The organism is Streptomyces sp. NPDC021096 (genome assembly GCF_040641275.1).
GTDB lineage: Bacteria > Actinomycetota > Actinomycetes > Streptomycetales > Streptomycetaceae > Streptomyces.
In genome coordinates, this window is sequence record NZ_JBFADG010000006.1 from 15,432 (window position 1) to 36,794 (window position 21,363).

Below are 21,363 nucleotides of genomic sequence, written 5' to 3' on the forward strand. Positions count from 1 at the left end.
TTGCGGCCGAGGTGGCTGGAAGTCAACTCGGCCGCCAAGGAAGCGTCAAGAAGTAAATTCTTAACGAGATGGCAACGATGCCATTCGTTATCTGCGTGAACTCAAGAGCGCCACACGGGAAACGGGCGAATGCCCTATCGGTTCACCGTCGGGGCAGGTGCGGGCAGTGTCTCGTCCAGCAATGACGAATCGCCCATTTCGCTGAGGACGAGCGCCAGGGCGCCCAGCACCTCGGCCCGGCCGCCCAGCGCTCCGGGGACGACCTCCAACTGGCGGGCGGCGCTCGGGATCGCGTACCGCGAGACGGACTCGCGGATGGGCGCGAGCACCAGCTCGCCGGAGTCGGCGAGGTCGCCGCCGAGCACGACGCGGCTGGGGTTCAGCAGGTTGCACAGGTTGGCCACGCCGCTGCCGATGTACCGGCCGACGTCCGAGATGACCCGCCGGCAGCCCGGGTCCCCCTCCCGCGCGAGCCGCACCATCCGCGCCACGGTCAGGTCGGTGCCGTGGGCCGAGTGGAGCAGCGGCAGGACGTAGCGGGCCGCGGTGAAGGTCTCCAGGCAGCCGCGGTTGCCGCACCGGCAGACGGGGCCGGACTCGTCCAGGGTGATGTGGCCGATCTCGCCGGCGGTGCCGCCGGGGCCGCGGTAGATCTGCCCGTTGATCACCAGGCCGGCGCCCACGCCGCTGGCGACCTTGATGTACGCCAGGTCCCTGGCCCCCCGGCCGGCGCCCCAGACCAGCTCGCCGAGGGCGCCGAGGTTGGCGTCGTTGTCGACGTGGACCGGCACGTTCAAGCGGCCGGCGAGCTCGTCGCGGGGGTTGGTGCCCGCCCAGCCCGGCAGGATCGCGGTGGAGCCGAGCACCCCGGACTCCACGTCGATCGGGCCCGGGACGCCCAGCCCCACTCCGACGATCTTGTCCGGGCTGATCCCCGTCGCCTTGACCAGGCTGGTGACCAGGTGTTCCGCGCGCGCCAGGCCCTGGGTGGCGGAGGCGTCCACGTCCAGCGGCTCGGCCTCCTCGGCCAGCACCCGGTGGGCGAGGTTGCCGATGGCGACCCGCAGGTGGGTGTGGCCGAAGTCCACCCCCACGACGATGCCCGCGTCGCCGGAGAGCGAGACGCTGCGCGCCCGCCGGCCGCCGGAGGAGGTGGGGGTGACCTCGACCGTTCCGCCGTCCTTGAGCTCCCGGACGATATTGGAGACCGTGGCGGCCGACAGCCCGGTGGTCCGGGCGATCTCGGCCTGGGTGAGCGACCCCGCCATGCGCACCGCGCGCACGACCCGCTCCAGGTTGGCCCGGTGCAGCGACGACTGCGACCCCGGAGTCTCCACGCCCATCCACTCCCGCCTCACCGGGACGGCACGACGGCCGCCCCGAGGGCCGGGCTGCAGCTCTGGAGCCCGGCCATCCATACAACATGTGAACTCTTAAGCTCGCCTCACGGCTTGCACCACGTCAAGGGCTTGACGCCGATCCCGGCCACGGCACCGTTGCCTCAGCGAGACCTTCCGGGCCCCTCCAGGGGCTCCCGGCGACCTTGCGCCGACCCCATATCGTACGGAGCGGACCATTGCCCCGTACGCCGAGGGTGGGCGCGCACCGGCCGGGCGCGGTAGCTCGAACGGGCGAATCCGACCCCCGCCGCTCCACCGCCCGACGGATCTGGTCATGTCCGCACTCAAGCCGTTGTGCGGCATGTTCATCCGACATAACCACCGGCGGCGCCGGCCGCCCGGCCCCCGGCCGGCGCGCCGCGCCCCGGCGCACTGCCCGATAGTTGGGGGCTTCCGCGGCAAGAACGAACGGAGAGCGGAGCATGTGCGAGGACCCTCAACTGGCCACCGCCGACTGGTGGTACACACTCCGGATCCCGGCGCAGCCCTGGATGATCGGCATCGTCCGCAACGCGCTGCGCCTCGCGCTGGGCCGGCACGGCCGCCACGACCTGGCCGACACCGCCTGCCTGCTCGCCACGGAGCTGGTCACCAACGGCGTGGTGCACGCCAAGTCCCCGGTGACGGTCCACCTCAGCTGCCGCTCCCGGACCCTGCACGTGGCCGTCCACGACACGGGCTCGAAGGCCCCGGCCCGGCGCAGCGCGGGCGCGGGCGACGAGTCGGGGCGGGGGCTGGCCCTGATCGACAGCTGCGCCACGGCCTGGGGGGTGGCCCCCGCCGCGCACGGCGGGGGCAAGGCGGTCTGGTTCACCCTGGCCTGAGCGGGCCCGGCCGGGCCCGGGACTACTTGAGCGCGCCGGCCGTCAGCCCCGCCTGGACCTGCCGCTGGAAGACGATGTACGCGGCGAGGACCGGCAGCATGGCCATGACCAGGCCCGCGAAGAGCCCGGACCAGTCGCCCTTGTACCCCTGGCTGACCGCGAGCGCGACCAGTCCCTGCGGCAGCAGCTTCTTGTCCTCGTCGCCGACGTTGAGGACCGTGGGCAGGAGGTACTGGTTCCACTGGCCGAGGAAGTTGAAGATCCCGACGCTGATCAGGCCCGGCTTGGCCATGGGCAGCATCACCTGGAAGAAGGTGCGGGTGTGCGAGGCCCCGTCGATCAGGGCCGCCTCGGCGACGGAGGTGGGCAGCGTCCGGAAGAAGCCGCTGAGGAAGAAGATCGTGAACGGTAGCGAGTAGGCGATGTAGACCAGGATCAGCCCGTGGTAGGTGTCGAGCAGCTGCATGTTCTTCATCACGAAGAACAGCGGTACGAGCGCCAGGATGACGGGGAAGCTCATCCCGCCGACGAAGAGGAAGTAGACGAAGCGGTTGCCGGGGAAGTCGAAGCGGGCCAGTACGTAGGCGGCCATCGAGCCCAGCAGCATGGTGCCGGCGAGCGAGCCGGCCACCACGACGACGGAGTTGAGGAAGTACTCGCCCATGTGGGCCTGCGACCAGGCCCGGCTCCAAGCGCCGAAGTGCAGGCCGGACGGCAGCGCCCAGGGCGAGGTGAAGATCTCCCTGTCCGTCTTGAAGGCGCTCATCACCGCCCACAGCAGCGGCAGGGTGACCATCAGGGCCCACAGCACGAGGACGCCGTGCGAGAAGACGTTGAGGACCGTCCCCTCGCTGCCCATGCGCCCGCGGGTCGCCCCGGCGGCGGTCCTGTCGGCGGGCGGGGTCGCGGTGCCGTTCCCCTCCGTGGGGTCCGTGGTGACTGCCATCAGTACTCCAGCCGCTCGCGCCGGCCGAGTTTCATGACGAGGCCCGCGAAGATCAGGGTGACGATGAGCAGGGCGACGCCCAGGGTCGTCGCGTATCCGGCCTGCCCGTCCCGGAACGCCTTGGTGTAGAGGTAGAAGGACAGGACCTCGGTGGAGTAGTCCGGTCCGCCCGGCCCCACGGTCATGATCTGGACGACGGCGAACGAGTCGAGCGCCATGATGCCCATGTAGACCCAGCCGGTCTGGACGGTGTCCCACAGCAGCGGCAGCGTGATCCGGAAGAAGGTCTGGATGCGGTTGGCGCCGTCCAGCAGGGCGGCCTCGTAGAAGTCCTTCGGAATGGAGCTCATGCCGGCCGAGAACAGCACGACGTAGAAGCCGACGTTGCTCCAGACCATCACCGCCATGACGCACCACAGCGCGAGGGAGGGGTCGCCCAGCCATTCGGGCCGCACCGAGTCCAGGCCGATCGCGCTCAGGAAGGAGTTCAGGGCGCCGCTGTTGGGGTTGTAGGCGAACTGGAAGAGCAGGGCGACGATGGCGATCGAGAGCACCTGCGGGAAGAAGTAGACGATTTTGTAGAAGCTCGAGCCGCGGACCCCGGCCACCGCCGCGTTCTTCCTGCGGCGGCCGCCGAGATTGAGCATGAAGGCGAAGAACAGCCCGAGCCCGAGCGTCACCAGCGGCAATATCAGCAACAGCAGGACGTTGTGGCCCACGGATTTCCAGAACACGTCGTCGTTCCAGAGCCGTTGGTAGTTCTCGAATCCCGTCACCTTGAAGTCGGGGCTCAGTCCGGTCCAGTCGGTGAAGGAGTAGTAGACGGCCTGGACGAACGGCGAGATGACGAAGATGCCGTAGATCGTCAGGGGCAGGATCAAGAACCCCGCGATGAAGCGGTACTTACCGTGCTGCATGGCCGCCACCGCTCACTTGTGCTTGTACTTCTTGACGGCGCTGTCCTTGGCGGTCTCGTCGGCATATCGCTGGATCTTGCTGATCGCCTCGTCGGGCGTCAGCCGTCCGGCCATCATCTCGCCGAGCGCCCCGACGCCGATCTTCTCCTTCTGCAGCGCGACGTACCAGTCCTGGATCCGGGGGTTGACGACGTTCTTGCCGGCCTTGGTGAGCGCCTCCTGGGAGGAGGCGAGGCCCGGCGGGAGGGAGAGGCCTTCGGTGCCGCCGTTGAGCGAGGTGAGCGAGGAGACGGACTTGATGAAGTTCTGCGAGGACTTCCTTCCCAGCATGGTGCGCAGCAACTCCATGCCGCCCTGGGGGTTCTTGGCGTTCTTCGGCACGATGAAGGGCTCGCCGCCGGAGGCCCAGAGGGTGCCGAAGGGCAGCTTGTCGCCGCTCTTGTCGAGGCTGGAGGGGGCCGCGACCGCCATCTGGAAGTCCTTGGGGGTGGTCTTCTTCGACTCGTTCTCCACCCAGGAGCCGTTGGGGATGAACAGGGCCTTGCCCTCGTTCCAGGCGGTCTGCGACTCGATGTGGGTCAGGCCCGGGGTGCCCTGGAGGATGTAGCCCTTCTTGTAGAGCTCGTAGTACGCCTCGAAGGCCGACTTCACGGCCGGGTCCTTCCAGGCGTTGGGCTCCAGGTTGTCGATCCTGGTCAGCACCTCCACGCCGCCGATCTTGGCGATGAAGGGGTAGAGGCTGAACGGCAGGTAGTACGGGTGCTTGCCCGCGTACGTCCAGCCGGCGATGCCCTTCTTCTTCGCGGCCTCGCAGACCTTGAGCATCTCGTCCCAGGTCTCGGGGTACTGCGCGTCGAGCTTCTGCAGGTTCGTCCTCGAGTACCAGACGCCGTAGACGGTGTAGGCGTAGTACAGGATCCAGGTCTCGCTGCCGTCGAACTGGCCCATCTCCACCACGCCCGGGCGCAGGGTCTCGCGTACCTTCCGGGACGGGTCGTCGTAGGAGGGCGCGTCCAGCAGGGCGTTGAGATCGGTCAGCTGCTTCTTGCCGACCAGGGTGCCCATGTCCATCTGCTTGGCGCCGGAGTTGTCGATGAGGTCGGGCGGGGTGCCGCCGTTGAAGCGGGGCTGGAGCTGGGTCTGGATCTCCTGGGTGGCGGAGTGCTTGACCGTGGACTTCGGGAAGGCCTTCTGGTACTCGGCCTCGGCGTCCTTGGCGTACTGCTGGCCGAAGCCGCCGTCGAAGATGACGACGTCGAGCGGTGCGCTCTCGTTGACCGCGAGCGGGTTCTTCTCGCTCTTCTTGCCCTTGTCGACCTGCTTGCCGCCGTCGCCGCTGTCGCCGCTCGCACAGGCGCTCAGCGCGCTCATCGTCGGCACCGCGATCAGGCCGATGGCCGCCGCCCGCTTGATCAGGTCGCGCCGGCTGAATTCCGGGGTGGATCCCATGCTCAAGTCCTCGCCTTCTCCAGGACTCAGGCGGTGTGGCGGTCTCCCCTAGCGAACTCGCCGACGGCGAAGGGCCCGACACCGCGGGTCAGTTGAAGCGTGGTGCTGGGTGTGCGCCGGGGCGAGGTCCCCCGCGACGATGCCGGCCGCCGCGCTCCCCCGGGTCCGCGGGGCGCATGACGAGCGCCCCGGACGCCGACAGGTATAGTCCACTCCGATCAACTGGGCAAGATCGAAGCGGCTTTGACCCTCAGTCTTTCCCGAGTTGAGACCTCGCGCCGGCCCCGGCGGGCGGCTGTGGCGCCATGGCGTCCGGCAGGTGCGCCGCGCCCGGCCCGCGCGGCCGACCGGACGCGGGCGCGCCGCGCGACACCAGCCCCGAGACCCTTGACACCACTGGTGTCTCACGCCCTACTTAACACTGCGCGACTCGGGTGACAACGTTGTCGGATTCGGTGGGCTTCGAGGCTTCGTGGAGGCAGCTTCGTGGAGAGGCAAGGGATGCGACTCAGGCTCGGAAACCGCCGCCGAGGGCGCCGATGGGCCCGCCCCGCGGCCCTCCTCCTGGCCACCGTAATGGTGACGACGGCTCAGGTCACGCAGGGCGGAGCCGTGTCGGCGGGCCCTCCGGGGCCCGGAGCTGCGGCGAGCGAGCGCTTCGCCTCGTCCTTCGAGGCGGGCGAGCCGCAGCCCGATTGGCGCAACGCCGTCGAGACCGGCCCCGACGGACGCAGACGCTCCGCGGGGGTCGACGGCGACGACACCAGCGGCATCCCCGGCAATGTCACCGACCGGGTCACCGCCGTCCGCGCCAGCGGCGAGCACGCCGAGGCGGGGGAGGTGAAGGAGAACCTGATCGACGGGGAGAGCGCGACCAAATGGCTCGACTTCGAGCGGGCCGCCTGGCTGGAATTCGAGCTGGCCCAGCCGGTCAAGGCCGTGCGCTACGCCCTGACCTCCGCGAACGACGCCCCCGGCCGGGACCCCCGGGACTGGACGCTCAAGGGCTCCGACGACGGAAAGAACTGGACGACCCTCGACTCCCGCCGGGACCAGAGCTTCGAAAGGCGCCTGCAGACCCGGGAGTTCTCCTTCGAGGGCACCACCGCCTACCGGCAGTACCGCCTGGAGATAACCCGTAACAGCGGCGAGCCCGTCCTGCAGCTCGCCGAGGTGCAGCTGGCCACGGGCGGCAACGGCACTCCCCCGCCCCCCGACATGCGCAGCCACGTCGACCGGGGCCCGACCGGCTCCCCCACCGCCAAGGCCCGCGTGGGCTTCACCGGCACCCACGCGCTGCGCTACGGGGGCGTGCACCAGGCCACCGGGCGCGGCTACTCGTACAACAAGGTCTTCGGCGTACGCACCAAGGTCACGCCGAGGACCCTGCTGTCGTACAAGGTCTTCCCCTCCATGCCCGAGCGGGACGCCCGCTACCCGGCCACCCATGTCTCGATCGACCTCGCCTTCACCGACGGCACCTACCTCAGCGACCTGGGCGCCGTCGATCAGCACGGCGCGCGGCTGACCCCGCAGGGCCAGGCCGCCTCCCGGACGCTCTACGTCAATCAGTGGAACAACAAGGAGTCGCACATCGGGGCCGTCGCCGCCGGCAAGACCGTCGAGCGCGTCCTGATCGCCTACGACTCCCCGGTCGGCCCCGCGAAGTTCCGGGGCTGGGTGGACGACATCTCGCTCGCCCCGGCCCCCCGCGAGAAGGCCCCGGCCCACCCGGCGGACTGGGCCCTCACCACGCGCGGCACCCACTCCAGCTCGAACTTCTCGCGCGGCAACACCTTCCCGGCCACCGCCGTCCCGCACGGCTTCACCTTCTGGACCCCCCTCACCAACGCGGGCTCCATGGACTGGCTCTACCAGTACGCGGCCACCAACAACCCCGACAACCTCCCCACCGTCCAGGCCTTCGGCGCGAGCCATCAGCCGAGCCCCTGGATGGGCGACCGGCAGACCTTCCAGGTCATGCCCTCGGTGGCCCCGGACATCCCCTCCGCCTCACGCTCCGCACGCGCCCTCCCCTTCCGGCACTCCCGCGAAATCGCCCGGCCGCACTACTACGGCGTCACCTTCGAGAACGGCCTGAAGGCCGAGATCGTCCCCAGCGACCACGCCGCGATGATGCGTTTCACCTTTCCGGGCGACAATGCCAGCGTCATCCTTGACAACGTCAAGAACAAGGGCGGTCTGACCCTCGACCCGGCCGGCAGGTCCTTCACCGCCTATTCCGACGTCCGGAGCGGACTGTCCAAGGGCGCCGGCCGCCTCTTCGTCTACGGCGTCTTCGACTCGCCCGTCACCGCGGGCGGCAAGGTCAAGGGGGACGCCGGGGGCGACGCCGCCGACGGCGTGACCGGCTATCTGCGCTTCGCGCCGGCCCGGGCCCGTACCGTCACCCTGCGCATCGCGACCTCCCTCATCGGCGTCGACCAGGCGAAGGCCAACCTGGAGCAGGAGATCCCGGCGAGCACCTCCTTCGGCAGCGTCCACGACCGCGCCCGCGCCGCGTGGGACGCCATCCTCGGCCGCGTCGAGGTCGAGGGCGCGAGCCGCGACCAGCTCACCACCCTCTACTCCAGCCTCTACCGCCTGTACCTGTATCCCAACTCCGGCCACGAGAACACCGGCACGGCGCGGCGCCCACGCCTGCGTTACGCCAGCCCCTTCTCACCGCCGGCGGGCGAGGACACCCCGACGACGACCGGCGCGAGGATCATCGACGGGCAGGTGTACGTCAACAACGGCTTCTGGGACACCTACCGCACCGCCTGGCCCGCCTACTCCCTCCTCACCCCCAAGCTGGCCGGCAAGCTGGTCGACGGGTTCGTCCAGCAGTACAAGGACGGCGGCTGGATCTCCCGCTGGTCCTCCCCCGGCTACGCCGACCTGATGACGGGCACCAGCTCGGACGTCGCCTTCGCCGACGCCCACGTCAAGGGCGTCGCCTTCGACGCCGAGGCGGCGTACGAGGCCGCGCTGAAGAACGCGACCGTCGCCCCCGACGACCCCGGCACCGGCCGCAAGGGCATGGAGACCTCCGTCTTCCTCGGCTACACGAGCACCAGGATCCGCGAGGGCACGTCCTGGGCGCTGGAGGGCTACCTCAACGACTTCGGCCTGGCGAGGATGGGCCAGGCCCTCTACCAACGGACGCACAAGCCCCGCTACCGCGAGGAGTCCGCCTACTTCCTCAACCGCGCCCGCGGCTACGTCAAGCACTTCGACTCCCGGATCGGCTTCTTCCAGGGCAAGGACGAGAGCGGCGCCTGGCGGCTCGGACCGGACTCCTACGACCCCCGCGTCTGGGGCCACGACTACACCGAGGCCAACGGCTGGAACTTCGCCTTCACCGCCCCCCAGGACACCCGCGGCCTCGCCAACCTCTACGGCGGCCGTACGGGCCTGGCGAAGAAGCTCGACGCCTACTTCTCCACGCCCGAGACGGGCGACCCGGAGTTCGCGGGCTCCTACGGCGGCGTCATCCATGAGATGACGGAGGCCCGGGACGTCCGCATGGGCATGTACGGCCACAGCAATCAGCCCTCCCACCACGTCGCCTACCTCTACGACGCCGCCGGGCAGCCGTGGAAGACCCAGGAGAAGGTCCGCGAGGTCCTCTCCCGGCTCTACCTCGGCAGCGAGATCGGCCAGGGCTACCCGGGCGACGAGGACAACGGCGAGATGTCGGCCTGGTACGTCTTCGGCGCGCTCGGCTTCTACCCGCTGGTGATGGGCCAGGGCGAGTACGCGGTCGGCGCCCCCTTGTTCACCAAGGCCACCGTCCACCTGGACAACGGCCGCGACCTGGTGGTCAAGGCCCCCCGCAACAGCGCCCGCAACCTCTACGTCCAGTCCCTCCGCGTCAACGGCCGCTCCTGGGACTCCACCGCCCTCCCCCACTCCCTCCTGGCCAAGGGCGCCACCCTGGAGTTCGCCATGGGCCCGAGGCCGTCGTCCTGGGGCACGACCGAAAGGGCCGCCCCCACCTCGATCACCCAGGACGACAAGGTCCCCTCCCCCCTGTCGGACGTCACCCTCCCCGGCGACTCGGCCCTGACGGACGACCACTCCCGCACGGACGCCCCCCTCACGACGACCGACCTCCCCCTGACATCACCCTCATCCCGGGTGACGACCTACACCCTCACCTCCTCGGACCGCACGAAGGCCCCGACCGCCTGGGTCCTGCGCGGCTCCACGGACGGCACCCACTGGACCGACCTCGACCACCGCACGGGCGAATCCTTCACCTGGAACCGCCAGACCCGCCCCTTCGAGGTCCGGGCACCGGGGGCGTACCGGCACTACCGGCTGGAGGCGCTGGGGAGTTCGGGGGGCTCGGGGGGATCGGGGAGCGAGGCGAGGCTGGCGGAGGTGGAGCTGTTGGGGACGCCGGGTTGAGCCGGGGGGGGGCATTACATGGGGATTCTCTTCGGCCGTAAGCGCGGGCGGGCGCTGTCGGGCGTCGTCAGCGCCACCGCGATAGCCGCCGCCCTGGCCGGCCTCACCGCCGGAACGGCGGCCGCCGACAGCCCGGCAGGCGGACAGATCACTCCGAAGCCCGTGGCGGCGTCGGCCAACGCTCCCCAATTCCCGCTGTTCGCGGTCAACCGCGACGGAGACGTCTACAACTACCAGCCGAACGGCCGGGGCGGTTTCGAGGACCGCGAGACCTACGGCTTCTTCGGTTCGCCGCGCGTCTCGGACACCGCCACCGTCGACCACGACCGCAACGGTGAGATGGATGGCTAGTACCACCAGGGCAGTGACAACAGCCTGCTGGACTACCGCGGTGCCCTCGGCAACAAGGTGATCGGCCCCGGCTGGGACGTCTACAACCGTGTCCTCTGCCCCGGCGACCTCGGCGCCTCGATCCAGTCCGACCTCCTGGCCCGTGACAAGTCGGGCGTGCTGTGGCTCTACCCGGCCCGTCCGGACGCCACCCTGGAGGACCCCTACCGCGTCGGCCCCGGTTGGGACCAGTACACCGACATCACCGGCAAGGGTGACCTCAATGGCGACGGCAAGGCCGACATCGTCGCCAAGGACCGCGACGGCGGCCTCTGGCTCTACAAGGGCACTGGCAACTCCACGTCTCCATTCACCGACCGCGTCAAGGTCGGCGGCGGCTGGAACCAGTACGACAAGCTCGTGAGCACGGGCGACGTCGACAAGGACGGCCGCAGCGACCTACTCGCCCGCGACAAGTCCGGCGTCCTGTGGCTCTACAAGGGCAACGGCAACGCCACCGACCCCTTCGGCAACCGCACGAAGATCGGTGGCGGCTGGGACCAGTACCGCATGATGTGCTGATCCCACAGCGCCCCCGAGCACGTGGGACACGCTTTTCCGCCACCTTCCTGAAGTGGCGGAAAAGCGCTGTGTAATGATCCGGGGAATCCAGCGGCGCCCGTCGAGGGCGCCGCTTCTCGTCCCTCCCTTTTGGAGAACTACGTGGCCCTTTCCTCCGGCCGCAAGCGCGGGCGCGCCCTGTCGCGTCTCGCCACCGCGGCGATAGCCGCCGCACTGGTCGGTACCACCGCCGGTACCGCATCCGCCGCCCCCACCGCCGCGGTGCCCAGCTTCCCGCTGATGGCGGCCAAGTCGTCCGGCGAGCTCTACGAGTACCAGCCCAACGGTCTGGGCGGCTTCGGCGACCGCAAGCTGGTCGACAACGAGTGGACCGATGTCACCGCGACCATGCAGACCGACCAGGACCAGAACGGCAGCGCGGACCACGCGTACCTCCGGCTGTCCGACGGCTCCCTGGGCTTCGCCGACACCACGGACCAAGCCGGCGAGTCGGACGCCGTCTACGTCGGCGGCGGCTGGAACATCTACGACCGCCTCCTCTCCCCGGGCAACCTCGGCGGCACCAAGGAGCCCGACGTCCTCGCCCGCGACAAGTCCGGCGTGCTCTGGATCTACCAGGGGCGCCCGGACGGCACCCTGAGCGACCGCTACCGCGTCGGCCCCGGCTGGGACATGTTCACCGACATGGCCGGCCGCGGCGACCTCAACGGCGACGGCAAGACCGACATCGTCGCCAAGGACAAGGCGGGCGTCCTCTGGTTCTACAAGGGCACCGGCAACTACCAGAGCCCGTTCGAAGGCCGCGTCAAGGTCGGCAGCGGCTGGAACATCTTCAACACCCTCGTCTCCAGCGGTGACGTGAACGGCGACGGCCGCAGCGACATGCTCGCCCGCGACACCGCCGGCGTCCTGTGGCTCTACAAGGGCAACGGCAACGCCACCGACCCCTTCGAGAGCCGCGTCCGCATCGGCGGCGGCTGGGGCCAGTACAACAACTTCTTCTAAACCGGACGGGCCGCACCCTCGAGGGGTGCGGCCCGCCTTCTTGTGAAGATCCTGTGCAATGATCCAGGAATCTCGCGGCGTCCCCGACCAGGGGCGCCGCGATCTTTCACATCGGCATAGGAGAACTACGTGGGGAATCTTCCGGGCCGCAAGCGCGGACGCGCTCTGTCCCGCCTCGCCACCGCGGCGATAGCCGCCGCACTGCTCGGCACGACCGCCGGCACGGCTGTCGCTGACACCCCGGCACCCGCCACCCCGTCGACGCAGAAGGCCGCCGAGGCCGGCGTCCGGACGCAGGCCGCCCCGCAGGCAGCCGTCTCACAGCCGCGGGCCGACGCCCCTGTCTTCCCGCTGACGGTCGCCGACCGGTCCGGCGACGTCTACATGTACAAGGCCGACGGTCAGGGCGCACTCGGCGACCGCAGCCCGCGCGTCATCACCGGCTGGCAGATCATGGCCGGGGCCACGCGCGTCGACCACAACCAGGACGGCTTCCCCGACGGCCTCTACAGCCAGGCCAAGACTGGCACGCTGTACTACAACAACGGCGTCAGCCCACAGACCGTGACCATCGGCGGCGGCTGGGACATCTACGACCGCATCATGTCCCCGGGCAACCTCGGTGGCGCCGGCGAGTCCGACATCCTCGCCCGCGACAAGTCGGGCGTGCTGTGGATCTACCTCGCCCACCCGGACGGCACCCTCAGCGACCGATACCGCGTCGGCCCCGGCTGGGACATCTACACCGACATCGCCGGCCGCGGCGACCTCAACGGCGACGGCAAGGCCGACATGGTCGCCAAGGACAAGTCCGGCGTCCTGTGGTTCTACAAGGGCACCGGCGACTACAAGGACCCCTTCGCCAGCCGCGTCAAGGTCGGCCCCGGCTGGGACATCTACGACACCCTCGTGTCCATCGGCGACATGAACTCCGACGGCCGCAGCGACATGCTCGCCCGCGACAAGACCGGCGTCCTGTGGCTCTACAAGGGCAACGGCAACGCCACCGACCCCTTCGAGAACCGCACGAAGATCGGCGGCGGCTGGGACCAGTACAGCACGATGTTCTGATCCGGGTTCTGATCCGGCCGCATGACGTCACGGCGAAGGGCCGCACCCCCGGGTGCGGCCCTTCCGCTTGCCCGGCGGCCCCTACCGCCGCATCGTTCTCCAGGCGAGGCGCACCAACCCCCGCACCACCGGCACCAGCGCCAACGCCAACCCCGCAATCGGCAGGACGAGCAGCAGGCTCTGCAGGCAAGCCGAGGTCACGCCAAGAACGGGGTTACCCGTAGCCGTGGCGGTCTCCATCAGGAAATTGATCTTCTGCCAGTCCGCCCGGAGCAGTTGGGGCAGATGGACGAGCACCATGCCCAACTGGAGGAGGAGCACCGGGATCAGGAACATGACCCAGACGGCGACGACGATCTGCGGCCGCCGTTTGAGGGCCCGGAGCCGTTCGTCCTGTGGGCGGCGGAGCAGGAACCTCTGGAGGATGGGGCCGATGTATTTGAAGAGGTCGGGGATGCCGATCAGGTCCGCGACGATGTAGTAGCCGTCGAACCGCAGCGTGGGGAGAAGCTGCTGGATCATCTCGAGGTGGACGCAGAAGATGGCCACCAGGAGGGGCTGGAAGCCGGTCGCCCCGTAGGCGGCGATCAGGGCCAGGGCGAAGAGCGCGTTGAAGTAGACGCCGCCCAGGTCGGTCCGGATGCGGCCCGCGCGGCCCAGCCGGTAGGAGTTGGTGATGTCGGTGTAGAAGGCGGGCCACACGAGGTAGATGCCGCATCCCATGGCGCCGGGACGCACCCCTCCGTAGCGGCACGCCGCACCGTGGCCCATTTCGTGGAACGCGCAGGAGGCGATGGCCAGGAAGACGACGAGCAGCACGTTGGCCGGGGAGAAGAGCACTGATCGCAGCGCGGCACCGGTGTCCTGGGTCGCCCACAGCCATGCCTCGCAGCCCACGAACGCACCGAGAGCGCCGGCCGCCACCAGGGGGCGGAACAGCCAGGCGAAAAGGCCGGAGAGGAACCAGGTCACCTGCTCCGGCACCACCGCCAGCCGGAACCGGAAGGCAAGGAACGGGTCGCTTCTCACGATGGGCGGAGGCGGCGAGCCGTCGCTGTGGGTGGTGACGCCGAGAGGGGCGAGCTTTTTGTCGACGAGGAACGCGACGTGTTCCTCGGTGAATTGGCGGCCGCTCTCGCGGGAGAGTTCGGCGGCCACGCGCACCATGACCGGTTCCCGCTCGCAGTCCTGGTGGTGCCGGTCGTCCAGCGCCCGTACGACCTGGTAGAGCAGGGGCGGGAGCCGGACGATCTGGCCGTCCGGGCGGCAGACCAGGTGGGGCGGCTCACGGTAGCCGGAGTCCTCGAACTCGCCGACCAATTCGATGCCGGCCACCAGCGCGGGCTCCCCCACCCGCCCGGCTTCGTCGGTGCGCGAGGCGGATGGCAGTGACATGGGCGCTCTCCGTGGGATGGCTGGCGGACGGCCCGCGCGGTGGCGGGGAAGGACCGGAGGGATCCCGGCCCTTCCCCGGGCGCGTACGGCGAGCCGCTAGGCGATCAGTGGCTGGAGACGGCCGCCGGGACGCAGTGCAGGCCGGTGGCGGGGTTCTGGGAGTGCAGGCTGAGCGAGCTCAGCAGGCCGGCGGGCTGCTGCCGGTCCACGGACTGGCAGGCCGACAGCATCGTGGTGCCGTGGTCGGACGCCGGCGGGGCGTACACGCCGCCGCCCGAGGCCGCCGCGGAGCTGCTGGCTCCGGCACCGGCGCCCGCGCCGCCGGCGGGATCACCCGGCCCGGCGAGGCCGAGCGGAGTGGCGATGATGCCCATGACGGTCCGCTCGGGCAGCACCTCGCCCGCGATGGTGTCGAGTTCCTCGAAGCTGATGGCGTTTTCCATGTCCGTACCCCTTCTAGAAAAGCGGCGGTCAGCGGCTGGAGATGGCCGCAGGAATACACGTGGTGCTGTAACCGGGGTTGCTGGAAGCGAGTCCCAGCGCAATGAGCAGGGGAGAGTTGCCCGCGTTCTGCCGGTATTGACAGGCGTAGGCCACCGTCGTTCCGTGGTCCGTTTTCACGAGCGTCGGATACACGGGTTGCTCGGTGCCCGTGGTGCCTGCCGCCGACAGCACACTCGACAGCGCGATCCGCGGGGGAAGCTCCTCACCGCACAGCCGGCCGAGTTCGCCGAAGGTCACGGCGGTTCCCATCGCTCACCCCTCCCTCTGGGACGACACCTCGCGTCGTCCCGGGCGGGAGCCTAACCAGGAGCGGAATACGCAACACCTCTCCAACCCCCTGATCACCCGGTCGTGTTGGGGGGTGGCACAAGAAGGTGCAAGGGGAACGCACGCCCGCCCGCGCGGCCGGAACGGTTCCTCTGAAGCAGGGAGCAGGGAGCAGGGAGCAGGGAGCAGGGCCCTGCACGCGGAAGGGCCGCACCCCGTACGAGACGGGGTGCGGCCCTCAACCGCTCGGCTGTGCCGCCGGAACCGCTTACTTGCGGATCAGCGAGCGCAGCACGTACTGCATGATGCCGCCGTTGCGGTAGTAGTCCGCCTCACCCGGGGTGTCGATGCGGACGACCGCGTCGAACTCCACGCCGGTGTCGGTGGTGACCTTGACCGTGCGGGGCGTGCGGCCCTCGTTGAGCTCGGTCACACCGGTGAAGGCGAAGGTCTCCTCGCCGGTCAGGCCCAGGGACTCGGCCGAGGCGCCCTCGGGGAACTGCAGGGGCAGGACGCCCATGCCGATGAGGTTCGAGCGGTGGATGCGCTCGTAGGACTCGGCGATGACGGCCTTGACGCCGAGCAGCGCGGTGCCCTTGGCGGCCCAGTCGCGGGACGAGCCGGAGCCGTACTCCTTGCCGGCCAGGACGACCAGCGGGATGCCCTGCTCGATGTAGTTGCGCGAGGCGTCGTAGATGAACGACACCGGCGCGTCCGCCTGGGTGAAGTCGCGGGTGAAGCCGCCCTCGGTGCCCGGCGCGATCTGGTTGCGCAGGCGGATGTTGGCGAACGTACCGCGGATCATGACCTCGTGGTTGCCACGGCGCGAGCCGTAGCTGTTGAAGTCACGACGCTCGACACTGTGCTCGGTGAGGTACTTGCCGGCCGGGGTGTCGGCCTTGATGGCACCGGCCGGGGAGATGTGGTCGGTGGTGACCGAGTCGCCCAGCTTCGCCAGCACGCGGGCACCGGTGATGTCGGTGACCGGGGTGGTGTCCATCGTCATGCCCTCGAAGTACGGGGGCTTGCGGACGTAGGTGGACTCGGTGTCCCACTCGAAGGTGTTGCCGGTGGGGATCGGCAGCGCCTGCCACTGGGCGTCGCCCGCGAAGACGTCCTGGTAGGACTTGTTGAACATGTCCTCGCCGATGGCGTTGGCCACGACGTCGTTGACCTCGGCCTCGGAGGGCCAGATGTCCTTGAGGAAGACCGGGTTGCCGTCGGTGTCGATACCGAGGGCGTCCTTGGTGATGTCCACCTTCATGGAGCCGGCGAGGGCGTAGGCGACGACCAGCGGCGGGGACGCCAGGTAGTTCATCTTGACGTCGGGGTTGATCCGGCCCTCGAAGTTGCGGTTGCCGGAGAGCACCGAGGTGACGGCCAGGTCGTGGTCGTTGACGGCCTTGGAGACCTCCTCCGGCAGCGGGCCGGAGTTGCCGATGCAGGTGGTGCAGCCGTAGCCGACGAGGTTGAAGCCGACCTTGTCGAGGTAGGGGGTCAGGCCCGCCTTGTCGAAGTAGTCGGTGACGACCTTGGAGCCCGGGGCGAGGGTGGTCTTGACCCACGGCTTGCGGGTCAGGCCCTTCTCGACCGCCTTCTTGGCCACGAGCGCGGCGGCGACCATGACGTAGGGGTTCGAGGTGTTGGTGCAGGAGGTGATCGCGGCGACGGTGACGGCGCCGTGGTCGATCTCGTACGTCGAGCCGTCGGGGGCGGTGACGGTGACCGGGTTGGTCGGCACGCCGTTGGCCGCGGCCGGGGAGTCGGAGGCCGGGAAGGACTCCTCGCCCGCCTCGTCGGCGGTGGAGACGTAGTTGAGGACGTCACGCTCGAACTGCGCGGCGGCGTCGGCGAGGACGATGCGGTCCTGCGGGCGCTTGGGGCCGGCGATGGAGGGGACGACCGTGGAGAGGTCGAGCTCGAGCTTCTCGGAGAAGTCGGGCTCGGCGGCCGGGTCGAGCCAGAGGCCCTGCTCCTTGGCGTACGCCTCGACGAGCGCGACCTGCTGCTCGGAGCGGCCGGTGAGCTTGAGGTACTTCAGCGTCTCGCCGTCGATCGGGAACATCGCGGCGGTGGAGCCGAACTCCGGCGACATGTTGCCGATGGTGGCGCGGTTGGCCAGCGAGGTGGCGGCGACGCCCTCGCCGTAGAACTCGACGAACTTGCCGACGACGCCGTGCTTGCGCAGCATCTCGGTGATCGTGAGGACGAGGTCGGTGGCGGTGGTGCCGGCCGGGAGCTCACCGGTCAGCTTGAAGCCGACGACGCGCGGGATGAGCATGGAGACCGGCTGGCCGAGCATCGCGGCCTCGGCCTCGATGCCGCCGACGCCCCAGCCGAGCACGCCGAGGCCGTTGACCATGGTGGTGTGCGAGTCGGTGCCGACGAGCGTGTCGGGGTAGGCCTGGCCGTTGCGGACCATGACCGTACGGGCCAGGTGCTCGATGTTCACCTGGTGGACGATGCCGGTGCCCGGGGGGACGACCTTGAAGTCGTCGAAGGCGGTCTGGCCCCAGCGCAGGAACTGGTAGCGCTCCTTGTTGCGGCCGTACTCCAGCTCGACGTTCTGGCCGAAGGCGTCCTTCGTGCCGAACTTGTCGGCGATGACGGAGTGGTCGATGACCAGCTCGGCCGGGGAGAGCGGGTTGACCTTCGCCGGGTCGCCGCCGAGCTCCTTGACGGCCTCACGCATGGTGGCGAGGTCGACGACGCAGGGGACGCCGGTGAAGTCCTGCATGATCACGCGGGCCGGCGTGAACTGGATCTCCTGGCTGGGCTGGGCCTGCGAGTCCCAGTTGCCCAGCGCGCGGATGTGGTCGGCGGTGATGTTCGCGCCGTCCTCCGTGCGGAGCAGGTTCTCCAGCAGCACCTTCAGGCTGTAGGGCAGGCGGGCGGAGCCCTCGACCTTGTCCAGCTTGAAGATCTCGTACGACTCGTCGCCCACCTGCAGCGTGCTGCGGGCGTCGAAGCTGTTCGCCGACACGACAGTCTCCTTCATGCATGAATTCGCGTACTGCGGCAATCCTGCCGCCCCGACACCGCGCGGATCCGCTAAGGTGTGCCTAAGTTAGGTACGCCTTACTGGCGCGACAGCGGTACGCCTCTCGGCAGATATCTCGATGTCGAGATAACTCTAGTACATCGCTGCGAAACGGTCATGCCCAGATGGGCCGAGCGTGCGCCGAAGCCGTCAGTCCTGCCCTGCGAGGCCCTGCTCCACCTCGCGCACGAACGCGGGCACCCGGCTGTTCAGCAGCTCCACCGGAATGCCGTGTCCGGCCCCCGGCACGATCTCGGTCCGTACGTCCGGCATGAGGGCGCTCGCCCGGGCCTCGGCACGGCGGGCGTCGTGGACCGCGCTCTCCGCGCCGAGCATGATCAGGGCCGGTGTCTTGAGGGAGCGCAGTTCCTCGTCGCTCATGGACGGCGGCGGCAGCAGCCGCACGCGGTGGCCGCGTATCGCCTCCAGGGTCAGCTCCGTCTGGTCCTCCTCGACCTCCGGGGCCGCGCCGGTCCCGCCGACGAGCCGGGTGATCCACCGGCGCTGGAAGTTCTCCCCGCCGGGCAGAAGGCCGGCGATGGCCCCCAGGACGAAGCCCGCCCGCAGCGGCGCGAGGGCGCGCGGCGGGTCGTAGGCGCTCACGGAGACGACGCGGCCGGGGAACCGTACGGCCTGGTTGAGCGCCACCCAGCCGCCGTACGAGTGGCCCACGAGGTGCGCCCGCTCCAGACCGAGCCCGGCGAGGACCTCCTCCAGCCAGGCCGCCGTGTCGTCCTGCGTGGTGATCGGCGCGGTCTGGGTGCTGTACCCCGGCTCCCCCACCCGGTCGACGGCCAGCACGGTCCGCCCTTCGGCGAGCGCGGCCACGTGCGGCGCCCACTCGGCCGGCGTCGCGCTCTGCCCGTGCAGCAGGACGACGGGAATGCCGTCGCCGGTGCCGTAGGAGTACACGCGCGTGGCCCCGAAGCGGGTCTCGACGTCACGTTCCCCGCGCGGCTGCGGCCAGTGCGCCATGGCCCGGTCGTAGGCGGCCAGTACGCGCGTGCGCGCCGCGTCATCGGCGAAGGAACTGATCTTGTCGGCCATAACCCTGCCTCCCCGTTCAGACGACCGCCCGCGCGGCCACCGCTGGGCCGATCTTCGCAGGGTGCCTGTTGTGCGCTTCGGTCGGGGGTGGTTCACCTGTACGAGTGGCGGGGGGGCTCAAAAGCCGGATCTTCAGGGCTGTTTGCGTTAGACCCGAGGCAGTCGTCATGCTGCAACCACGATGTCCGCGGGAGGACCGAATGAGCGCACAACCTCACTCCTACGCAGCCGACGACCCCGAAACCGCGCTGAAGTACGCGATCCAGCACATCGAGGGAGATCGAGTGCAGATCGTCGAGGGGGTAATCGCATTGATGTCGCCGAGCTGGAGCCACGAATCCGCAGCCGATTCGATCCGCAGGCAGATCGAACCCGCAGTGCGGAGACTGGACTGCATCTCGGGCTCCGGTGACCTGGATCTCCCCGGTACCCCCAACTGGTACATCCCGGATGTGGCTGTCGTCCCGAGCGACTTGGCCAAGGATGCCGGTGCTCTGGTCCCTGACCAGACCCTGCTCATCGTCGAAGTCACCTCCGAATCGAACGGCGACACTGACCGGATCGTCAAGCGCCGCCGCTACGCCGAGTACGGCGCCCCGCTGTACCTCCTCGTGGACCGGCAAGAACGCGCGTGCACCCTCTTCAGCGAACCGGGAGAGCTCGGCTACACACAGACAGAAGGCCCCTTGCCGTTCGGCGAGCCCATCCATCTCCCCGAGCCCTTCGGCGTCAAGCTGGACACCTCCCAGTTCTGACGGAAGGGCGCCGTTCAGCCCACTGTCAGCCCCCTGCGTACCAGCTCCACCACCTCGTCGTCCGACATGCCCAGCGCCCGCGCGTCCGCGATCAGGTCGCGCAGGCCCTCGACCAGCCGGGCCCGTACGGGGGGAGCGGGGCCCGTGGCCACCACCGCGCCGCGGCCGCGGCGCAGTTCGATCAGGCCCTCCTCGCGCAGGCGCTGGTAGCCGCGCAGGACGGTGTGGACGTTGACGCCGAGGGAGTCGGCCAGGGCGCGGGCGGCGGGGAGGCGTTCGCCGGGGTGGACGGAGCCGTCGGCGATGGCGCCGCGGACGGCGGCGGCGATCTGGTCGCCGAGTGGGAGCGGGGAGCCGGGGTCGAGGCGGATGAGCACGTCAGGCCCCGTGGTCGGCGTGGTCGGCGTGGTCGCGGGCCCGGGCGGCCAGGGCGTCGAGCAGTGCGGCGGCGGTGGCCGCGTCGTCGACGGTGACGACGAATTCGCTGCCGGTGGTCAGGCGGGCCACCAGGGCGTCGCCGGAGCGCAGGACGAGTCCGCTGCGGCCGGGTACGACGCGGTAGCCCCAGCCCCCGAGGTCGGCGAGGGCGTCGATGTGCCGGCTGGTCACGCTCTCGATACGGGCGAGGGGGACGCGTAGCCTCGGGCGGGGCAGCCAGGGGAGGTGCGCGGTCAGGCCATGCCGGTCGACGGTGACGCGGGCGGCGGAGAAGGCGAAGGTCACCAGTCCGCCGATGAACAGGCCGACGCCGGCGCCCCAGCCGGCGAGGAGGCCGAGGCCCGCGCCCGGCAGAGCCAGCGCCAGGCCTGCCACGCGCAGGGAGCGGGAGCCGATGGACCGGGTCCAGGTCACGGCCTCGCCCTCGCGGAGCTCGAGGCGGGGCGCGGCGGAGCCGGAGGCCTCCGGCTCCCGGGCGGGCGGTGCGTCCCGGCCCGCGAGCAGCCATCCGAGGCCGCCGGCCGCCGCGCCGACGGCCACGGCGGCGCCCAGTCGCCACAGTTCGAGCCGGACCTCGTCCCCGGCTCCCCCGGCGCCTGCCCGCGCGTTGTCGAGGACGAGCGCGCAGAGGAGGTAGCCGAGCAGCCCGGCGAGGCCGTAGCCGAAAGCGACCAGGGCTCTCGTGCGCCCCTGCCCGATGCCGTAGGCGAGCCCCGCGAACACGGCGGCCGGTACGAGCAGCAGTGCGAGAGCGACATACGGGAACGAGTCCAGGGCGGTGTAGCCGTCGGCGTGACCGGCTCCGGAGAAGTGGGTGGCCATGGGGTCGGGAAGGCGGTCACGACGTGGCAGAAAGGCCGCCAGAAAGGCGGCGGTGGCGAGGAGATAGGCGGCGGCGACGAGCGGCGCGGGGCGCCGGACCTTCGCAAGTCGTAGGGACACGTTCATGACACCTCCAAGTTGTTCGCATAGTAGTA

18 protein-coding genes are annotated in these 21,363 nt (G+C 69.9%); 7 read left to right on the forward strand and 11 right to left on the reverse strand.

The window, feature by feature from the left end; all coding sequences use genetic code 11:
- Positions 1 to 134 precede the first annotated feature (134 nt).
- Positions 135 to 1,337, reverse strand: coding sequence for an ROK family transcriptional regulator (locus AB0G59_RS11825; protein WP_360910521.1), 1,203 nt, complete (start codon positions 1,335 to 1,337; stop codon positions 135 to 137).
- 485 nt (positions 1,338 to 1,822) lie between these two features.
- Here AB0G59_RS11825 and AB0G59_RS11830 point away from each other — a divergent pair, with 485 nt between their 5' ends.
- Positions 1,823 to 2,224 (forward strand): ATP-binding protein, encoded by a 402-nt coding sequence (locus tag AB0G59_RS11830; RefSeq protein WP_360910523.1) that lies wholly within the window; start codon positions 1,823 to 1,825, stop codon positions 2,222 to 2,224.
- A gap of 22 nt (positions 2,225 to 2,246) precedes the next feature.
- Here the strand turns inward: AB0G59_RS11830 and AB0G59_RS11835 are convergent, their stop codons facing one another.
- The 3 genes from AB0G59_RS11835 to ngcE are packed head-to-tail and all read right to left on the reverse strand — an operon-like array spanning position 2,247 to position 5,536.
- The gene (locus AB0G59_RS11835) at positions 2,247 to 3,170 is read right to left on the reverse strand and encodes a carbohydrate ABC transporter permease (protein WP_360910525.1); all 924 of its coding nucleotides are present in this window, start codon (positions 3,168 to 3,170) and stop codon (positions 2,247 to 2,249) included.
- Positions 3,170 to 4,087 (reverse strand): sugar ABC transporter permease, encoded by a 918-nt coding sequence (locus tag AB0G59_RS11840; RefSeq protein ID WP_360910527.1) that lies wholly within the window; start codon positions 4,085 to 4,087, stop codon positions 3,170 to 3,172. Before AB0G59_RS11840 ends, AB0G59_RS11835 begins: the two co-directional genes overlap by 1 nt.
- A 12-nt stretch (positions 4,088 to 4,099) precedes the next feature.
- Positions 4,100 to 5,536 carry an N-acetylglucosamine/diacetylchitobiose ABC transporter substrate-binding protein gene (ngcE, locus tag AB0G59_RS11845; RefSeq protein WP_360910529.1) on the reverse strand — a complete coding sequence of 479 codons (1,437 nt, stop codon included), beginning with the start codon at positions 5,534 to 5,536 and terminating at the stop codon, positions 4,100 to 4,102.
- Positions 5,537 to 6,112: 576 nt separating this feature from the next.
- Here ngcE and AB0G59_RS11850 point away from each other — a divergent pair.
- The 5 genes from AB0G59_RS11850 to AB0G59_RS11870 all read left to right on the forward strand — a co-directional run bounded on the left by AB0G59_RS11850 (position 6,113) and on the right by AB0G59_RS11870 (position 12,940).
- Positions 6,113 to 9,952, forward strand: coding sequence for a GH92 family glycosyl hydrolase (locus AB0G59_RS11850; RefSeq protein WP_360910532.1), 3,840 nt, complete (start codon positions 6,113 to 6,115; stop codon positions 9,950 to 9,952).
- 18 nt (positions 9,953 to 9,970) lie between these two features.
- Positions 9,971 to 10,303: a hypothetical protein gene (locus AB0G59_RS11855; RefSeq protein WP_360910534.1), complete on the forward strand. Its 333-nt coding sequence runs from the start codon at positions 9,971 to 9,973 to the stop codon at positions 10,301 to 10,303.
- Positions 10,304 to 10,360: 57 nt separating this feature from the next.
- Positions 10,361 to 10,864: a VCBS repeat-containing protein gene (locus AB0G59_RS11860; RefSeq protein ID WP_360910536.1), complete on the forward strand. Its 504-nt coding sequence runs from the start codon at positions 10,361 to 10,363 to the stop codon at positions 10,862 to 10,864.
- A 141-nt stretch (positions 10,865 to 11,005) separates the two neighbouring features.
- Entirely contained in the window at positions 11,006 to 11,869 is an 864-nt protein-coding gene (locus tag AB0G59_RS11865) for a VCBS repeat-containing protein (protein ID WP_360910538.1), read from the forward strand.
- 129 nt (positions 11,870 to 11,998) lie between these two features.
- On the forward strand, positions 11,999 to 12,940 hold the full coding sequence (locus AB0G59_RS11870; protein WP_360910540.1) for a VCBS repeat-containing protein: 942 nt from the start codon (positions 11,999 to 12,001) through the stop codon (positions 12,938 to 12,940).
- A gap of 81 nt (positions 12,941 to 13,021) precedes the next feature.
- On the opposite strand, the gene AB0G59_RS11875 is transcribed toward AB0G59_RS11870, so the two are convergent.
- The 5 genes from AB0G59_RS11875 to AB0G59_RS11895 form a co-directional block, all read right to left on the reverse strand.
- Positions 13,022 to 14,335: a hypothetical protein gene (locus AB0G59_RS11875; RefSeq protein WP_360910542.1), complete on the reverse strand. Its 1,314-nt coding sequence runs from the start codon at positions 14,333 to 14,335 to the stop codon at positions 13,022 to 13,024.
- Positions 14,336 to 14,439: 104 nt separating this feature from the next.
- Complete coding sequence (locus AB0G59_RS11880; protein WP_071963377.1) at positions 14,440 to 14,778, reverse strand: hypothetical protein; 339 nt, start codon at positions 14,776 to 14,778, stop codon at positions 14,440 to 14,442.
- 28 nt (positions 14,779 to 14,806) lie between these two features.
- Positions 14,807 to 15,088 (reverse strand): hypothetical protein, encoded by a 282-nt coding sequence (locus tag AB0G59_RS11885; RefSeq protein ID WP_143170255.1) that lies wholly within the window; start codon positions 15,086 to 15,088, stop codon positions 14,807 to 14,809.
- Positions 15,089 to 15,374: 286 nt separating this feature from the next.
- On the reverse strand, positions 15,375 to 18,089 hold the full coding sequence (gene acnA, locus AB0G59_RS11890) for an aconitate hydratase AcnA (protein ID WP_360910544.1): 2,715 nt from the start codon (positions 18,087 to 18,089) through the stop codon (positions 15,375 to 15,377).
- Between the two features lie 207 nt (positions 18,090 to 18,296).
- The gene (locus AB0G59_RS11895) at positions 18,297 to 19,193 is read right to left on the reverse strand and encodes an alpha/beta fold hydrolase (RefSeq protein WP_360910546.1); all 897 of its coding nucleotides are present in this window, start codon (positions 19,191 to 19,193) and stop codon (positions 18,297 to 18,299) included.
- 200 nt (positions 19,194 to 19,393) lie between these two features.
- On the opposite strand from AB0G59_RS11895, the gene AB0G59_RS11900 reads away from it, so the two are divergent.
- Complete coding sequence (locus tag AB0G59_RS11900) at positions 19,394 to 19,948, forward strand: Uma2 family endonuclease (RefSeq protein ID WP_360910548.1); 555 nt, start codon at positions 19,394 to 19,396, stop codon at positions 19,946 to 19,948.
- 14 nt (positions 19,949 to 19,962) lie between these two features.
- Here AB0G59_RS11900 and AB0G59_RS11905 read toward each other — a convergent pair whose 3' ends face one another.
- A complete protein-coding gene (locus AB0G59_RS11905; RefSeq protein WP_360910550.1) occupies positions 19,963 to 20,325 on the reverse strand; it encodes a GntR family transcriptional regulator in 363 nt (120 codons plus the stop codon).
- 1 nt (position 20,326) lies between these two features.
- Positions 20,327 to 21,328: a DUF1648 domain-containing protein gene (locus AB0G59_RS11910; protein ID WP_360910552.1), complete on the reverse strand. Its 1,002-nt coding sequence runs from the start codon at positions 21,326 to 21,328 to the stop codon at positions 20,327 to 20,329.
- Positions 21,329 to 21,363: the final 35 nt, after the last annotated feature.

What these genes read in the sequence shown, in the direction of transcription:
- AB0G59_RS11830 (WP_360910523.1), top strand. Translation starts at nt 1,823, where the DNA reads ATGTGCGAGGACCCTCAACTGGCCACCGCCGACTGGTGGTACACACTC.
- AB0G59_RS11835 (WP_360910525.1), bottom strand. Translation starts at nt 3,170, where the DNA reads ATGGCAGTCACCACGGACCCCACGGAGGGGAACGGCACCGCGACCCCG.
- AB0G59_RS11840 (WP_360910527.1), bottom strand. Translation starts at nt 4,087, where the DNA reads ATGCAGCACGGTAAGTACCGCTTCATCGCGGGGTTCTTGATCCTGCCC.
- ngcE (WP_360910529.1), bottom strand. Translation starts at nt 5,536, where the DNA reads ATGGGATCCACCCCGGAATTCAGCCGGCGCGACCTGATCAAGCGGGCG.
- AB0G59_RS11850 (WP_360910532.1), top strand. Translation starts at nt 6,113, where the DNA reads ATGGTGACGACGGCTCAGGTCACGCAGGGCGGAGCCGTGTCGGCGGGC.
- AB0G59_RS11855 (WP_360910534.1), top strand. Translation starts at nt 9,971, where the DNA reads ATGGGGATTCTCTTCGGCCGTAAGCGCGGGCGGGCGCTGTCGGGCGTC.
- AB0G59_RS11875 (WP_360910542.1), bottom strand. Translation starts at nt 14,335, where the DNA reads ATGTCACTGCCATCCGCCTCGCGCACCGACGAAGCCGGGCGGGTGGGG.
- AB0G59_RS11880 (WP_071963377.1), bottom strand. Translation starts at nt 14,778, where the DNA reads ATGGAAAACGCCATCAGCTTCGAGGAACTCGACACCATCGCGGGCGAG.
- AB0G59_RS11885 (WP_143170255.1), bottom strand. Translation starts at nt 15,088, where the DNA reads ATGGGAACCGCCGTGACCTTCGGCGAACTCGGCCGGCTGTGCGGTGAG.
- AB0G59_RS11895 (WP_360910546.1), bottom strand. Translation starts at nt 19,193, where the DNA reads ATGGCCGACAAGATCAGTTCCTTCGCCGATGACGCGGCGCGCACGCGC.
- AB0G59_RS11900 (WP_360910548.1), top strand. Translation starts at nt 19,394, where the DNA reads ATGAGCGCACAACCTCACTCCTACGCAGCCGACGACCCCGAAACCGCG.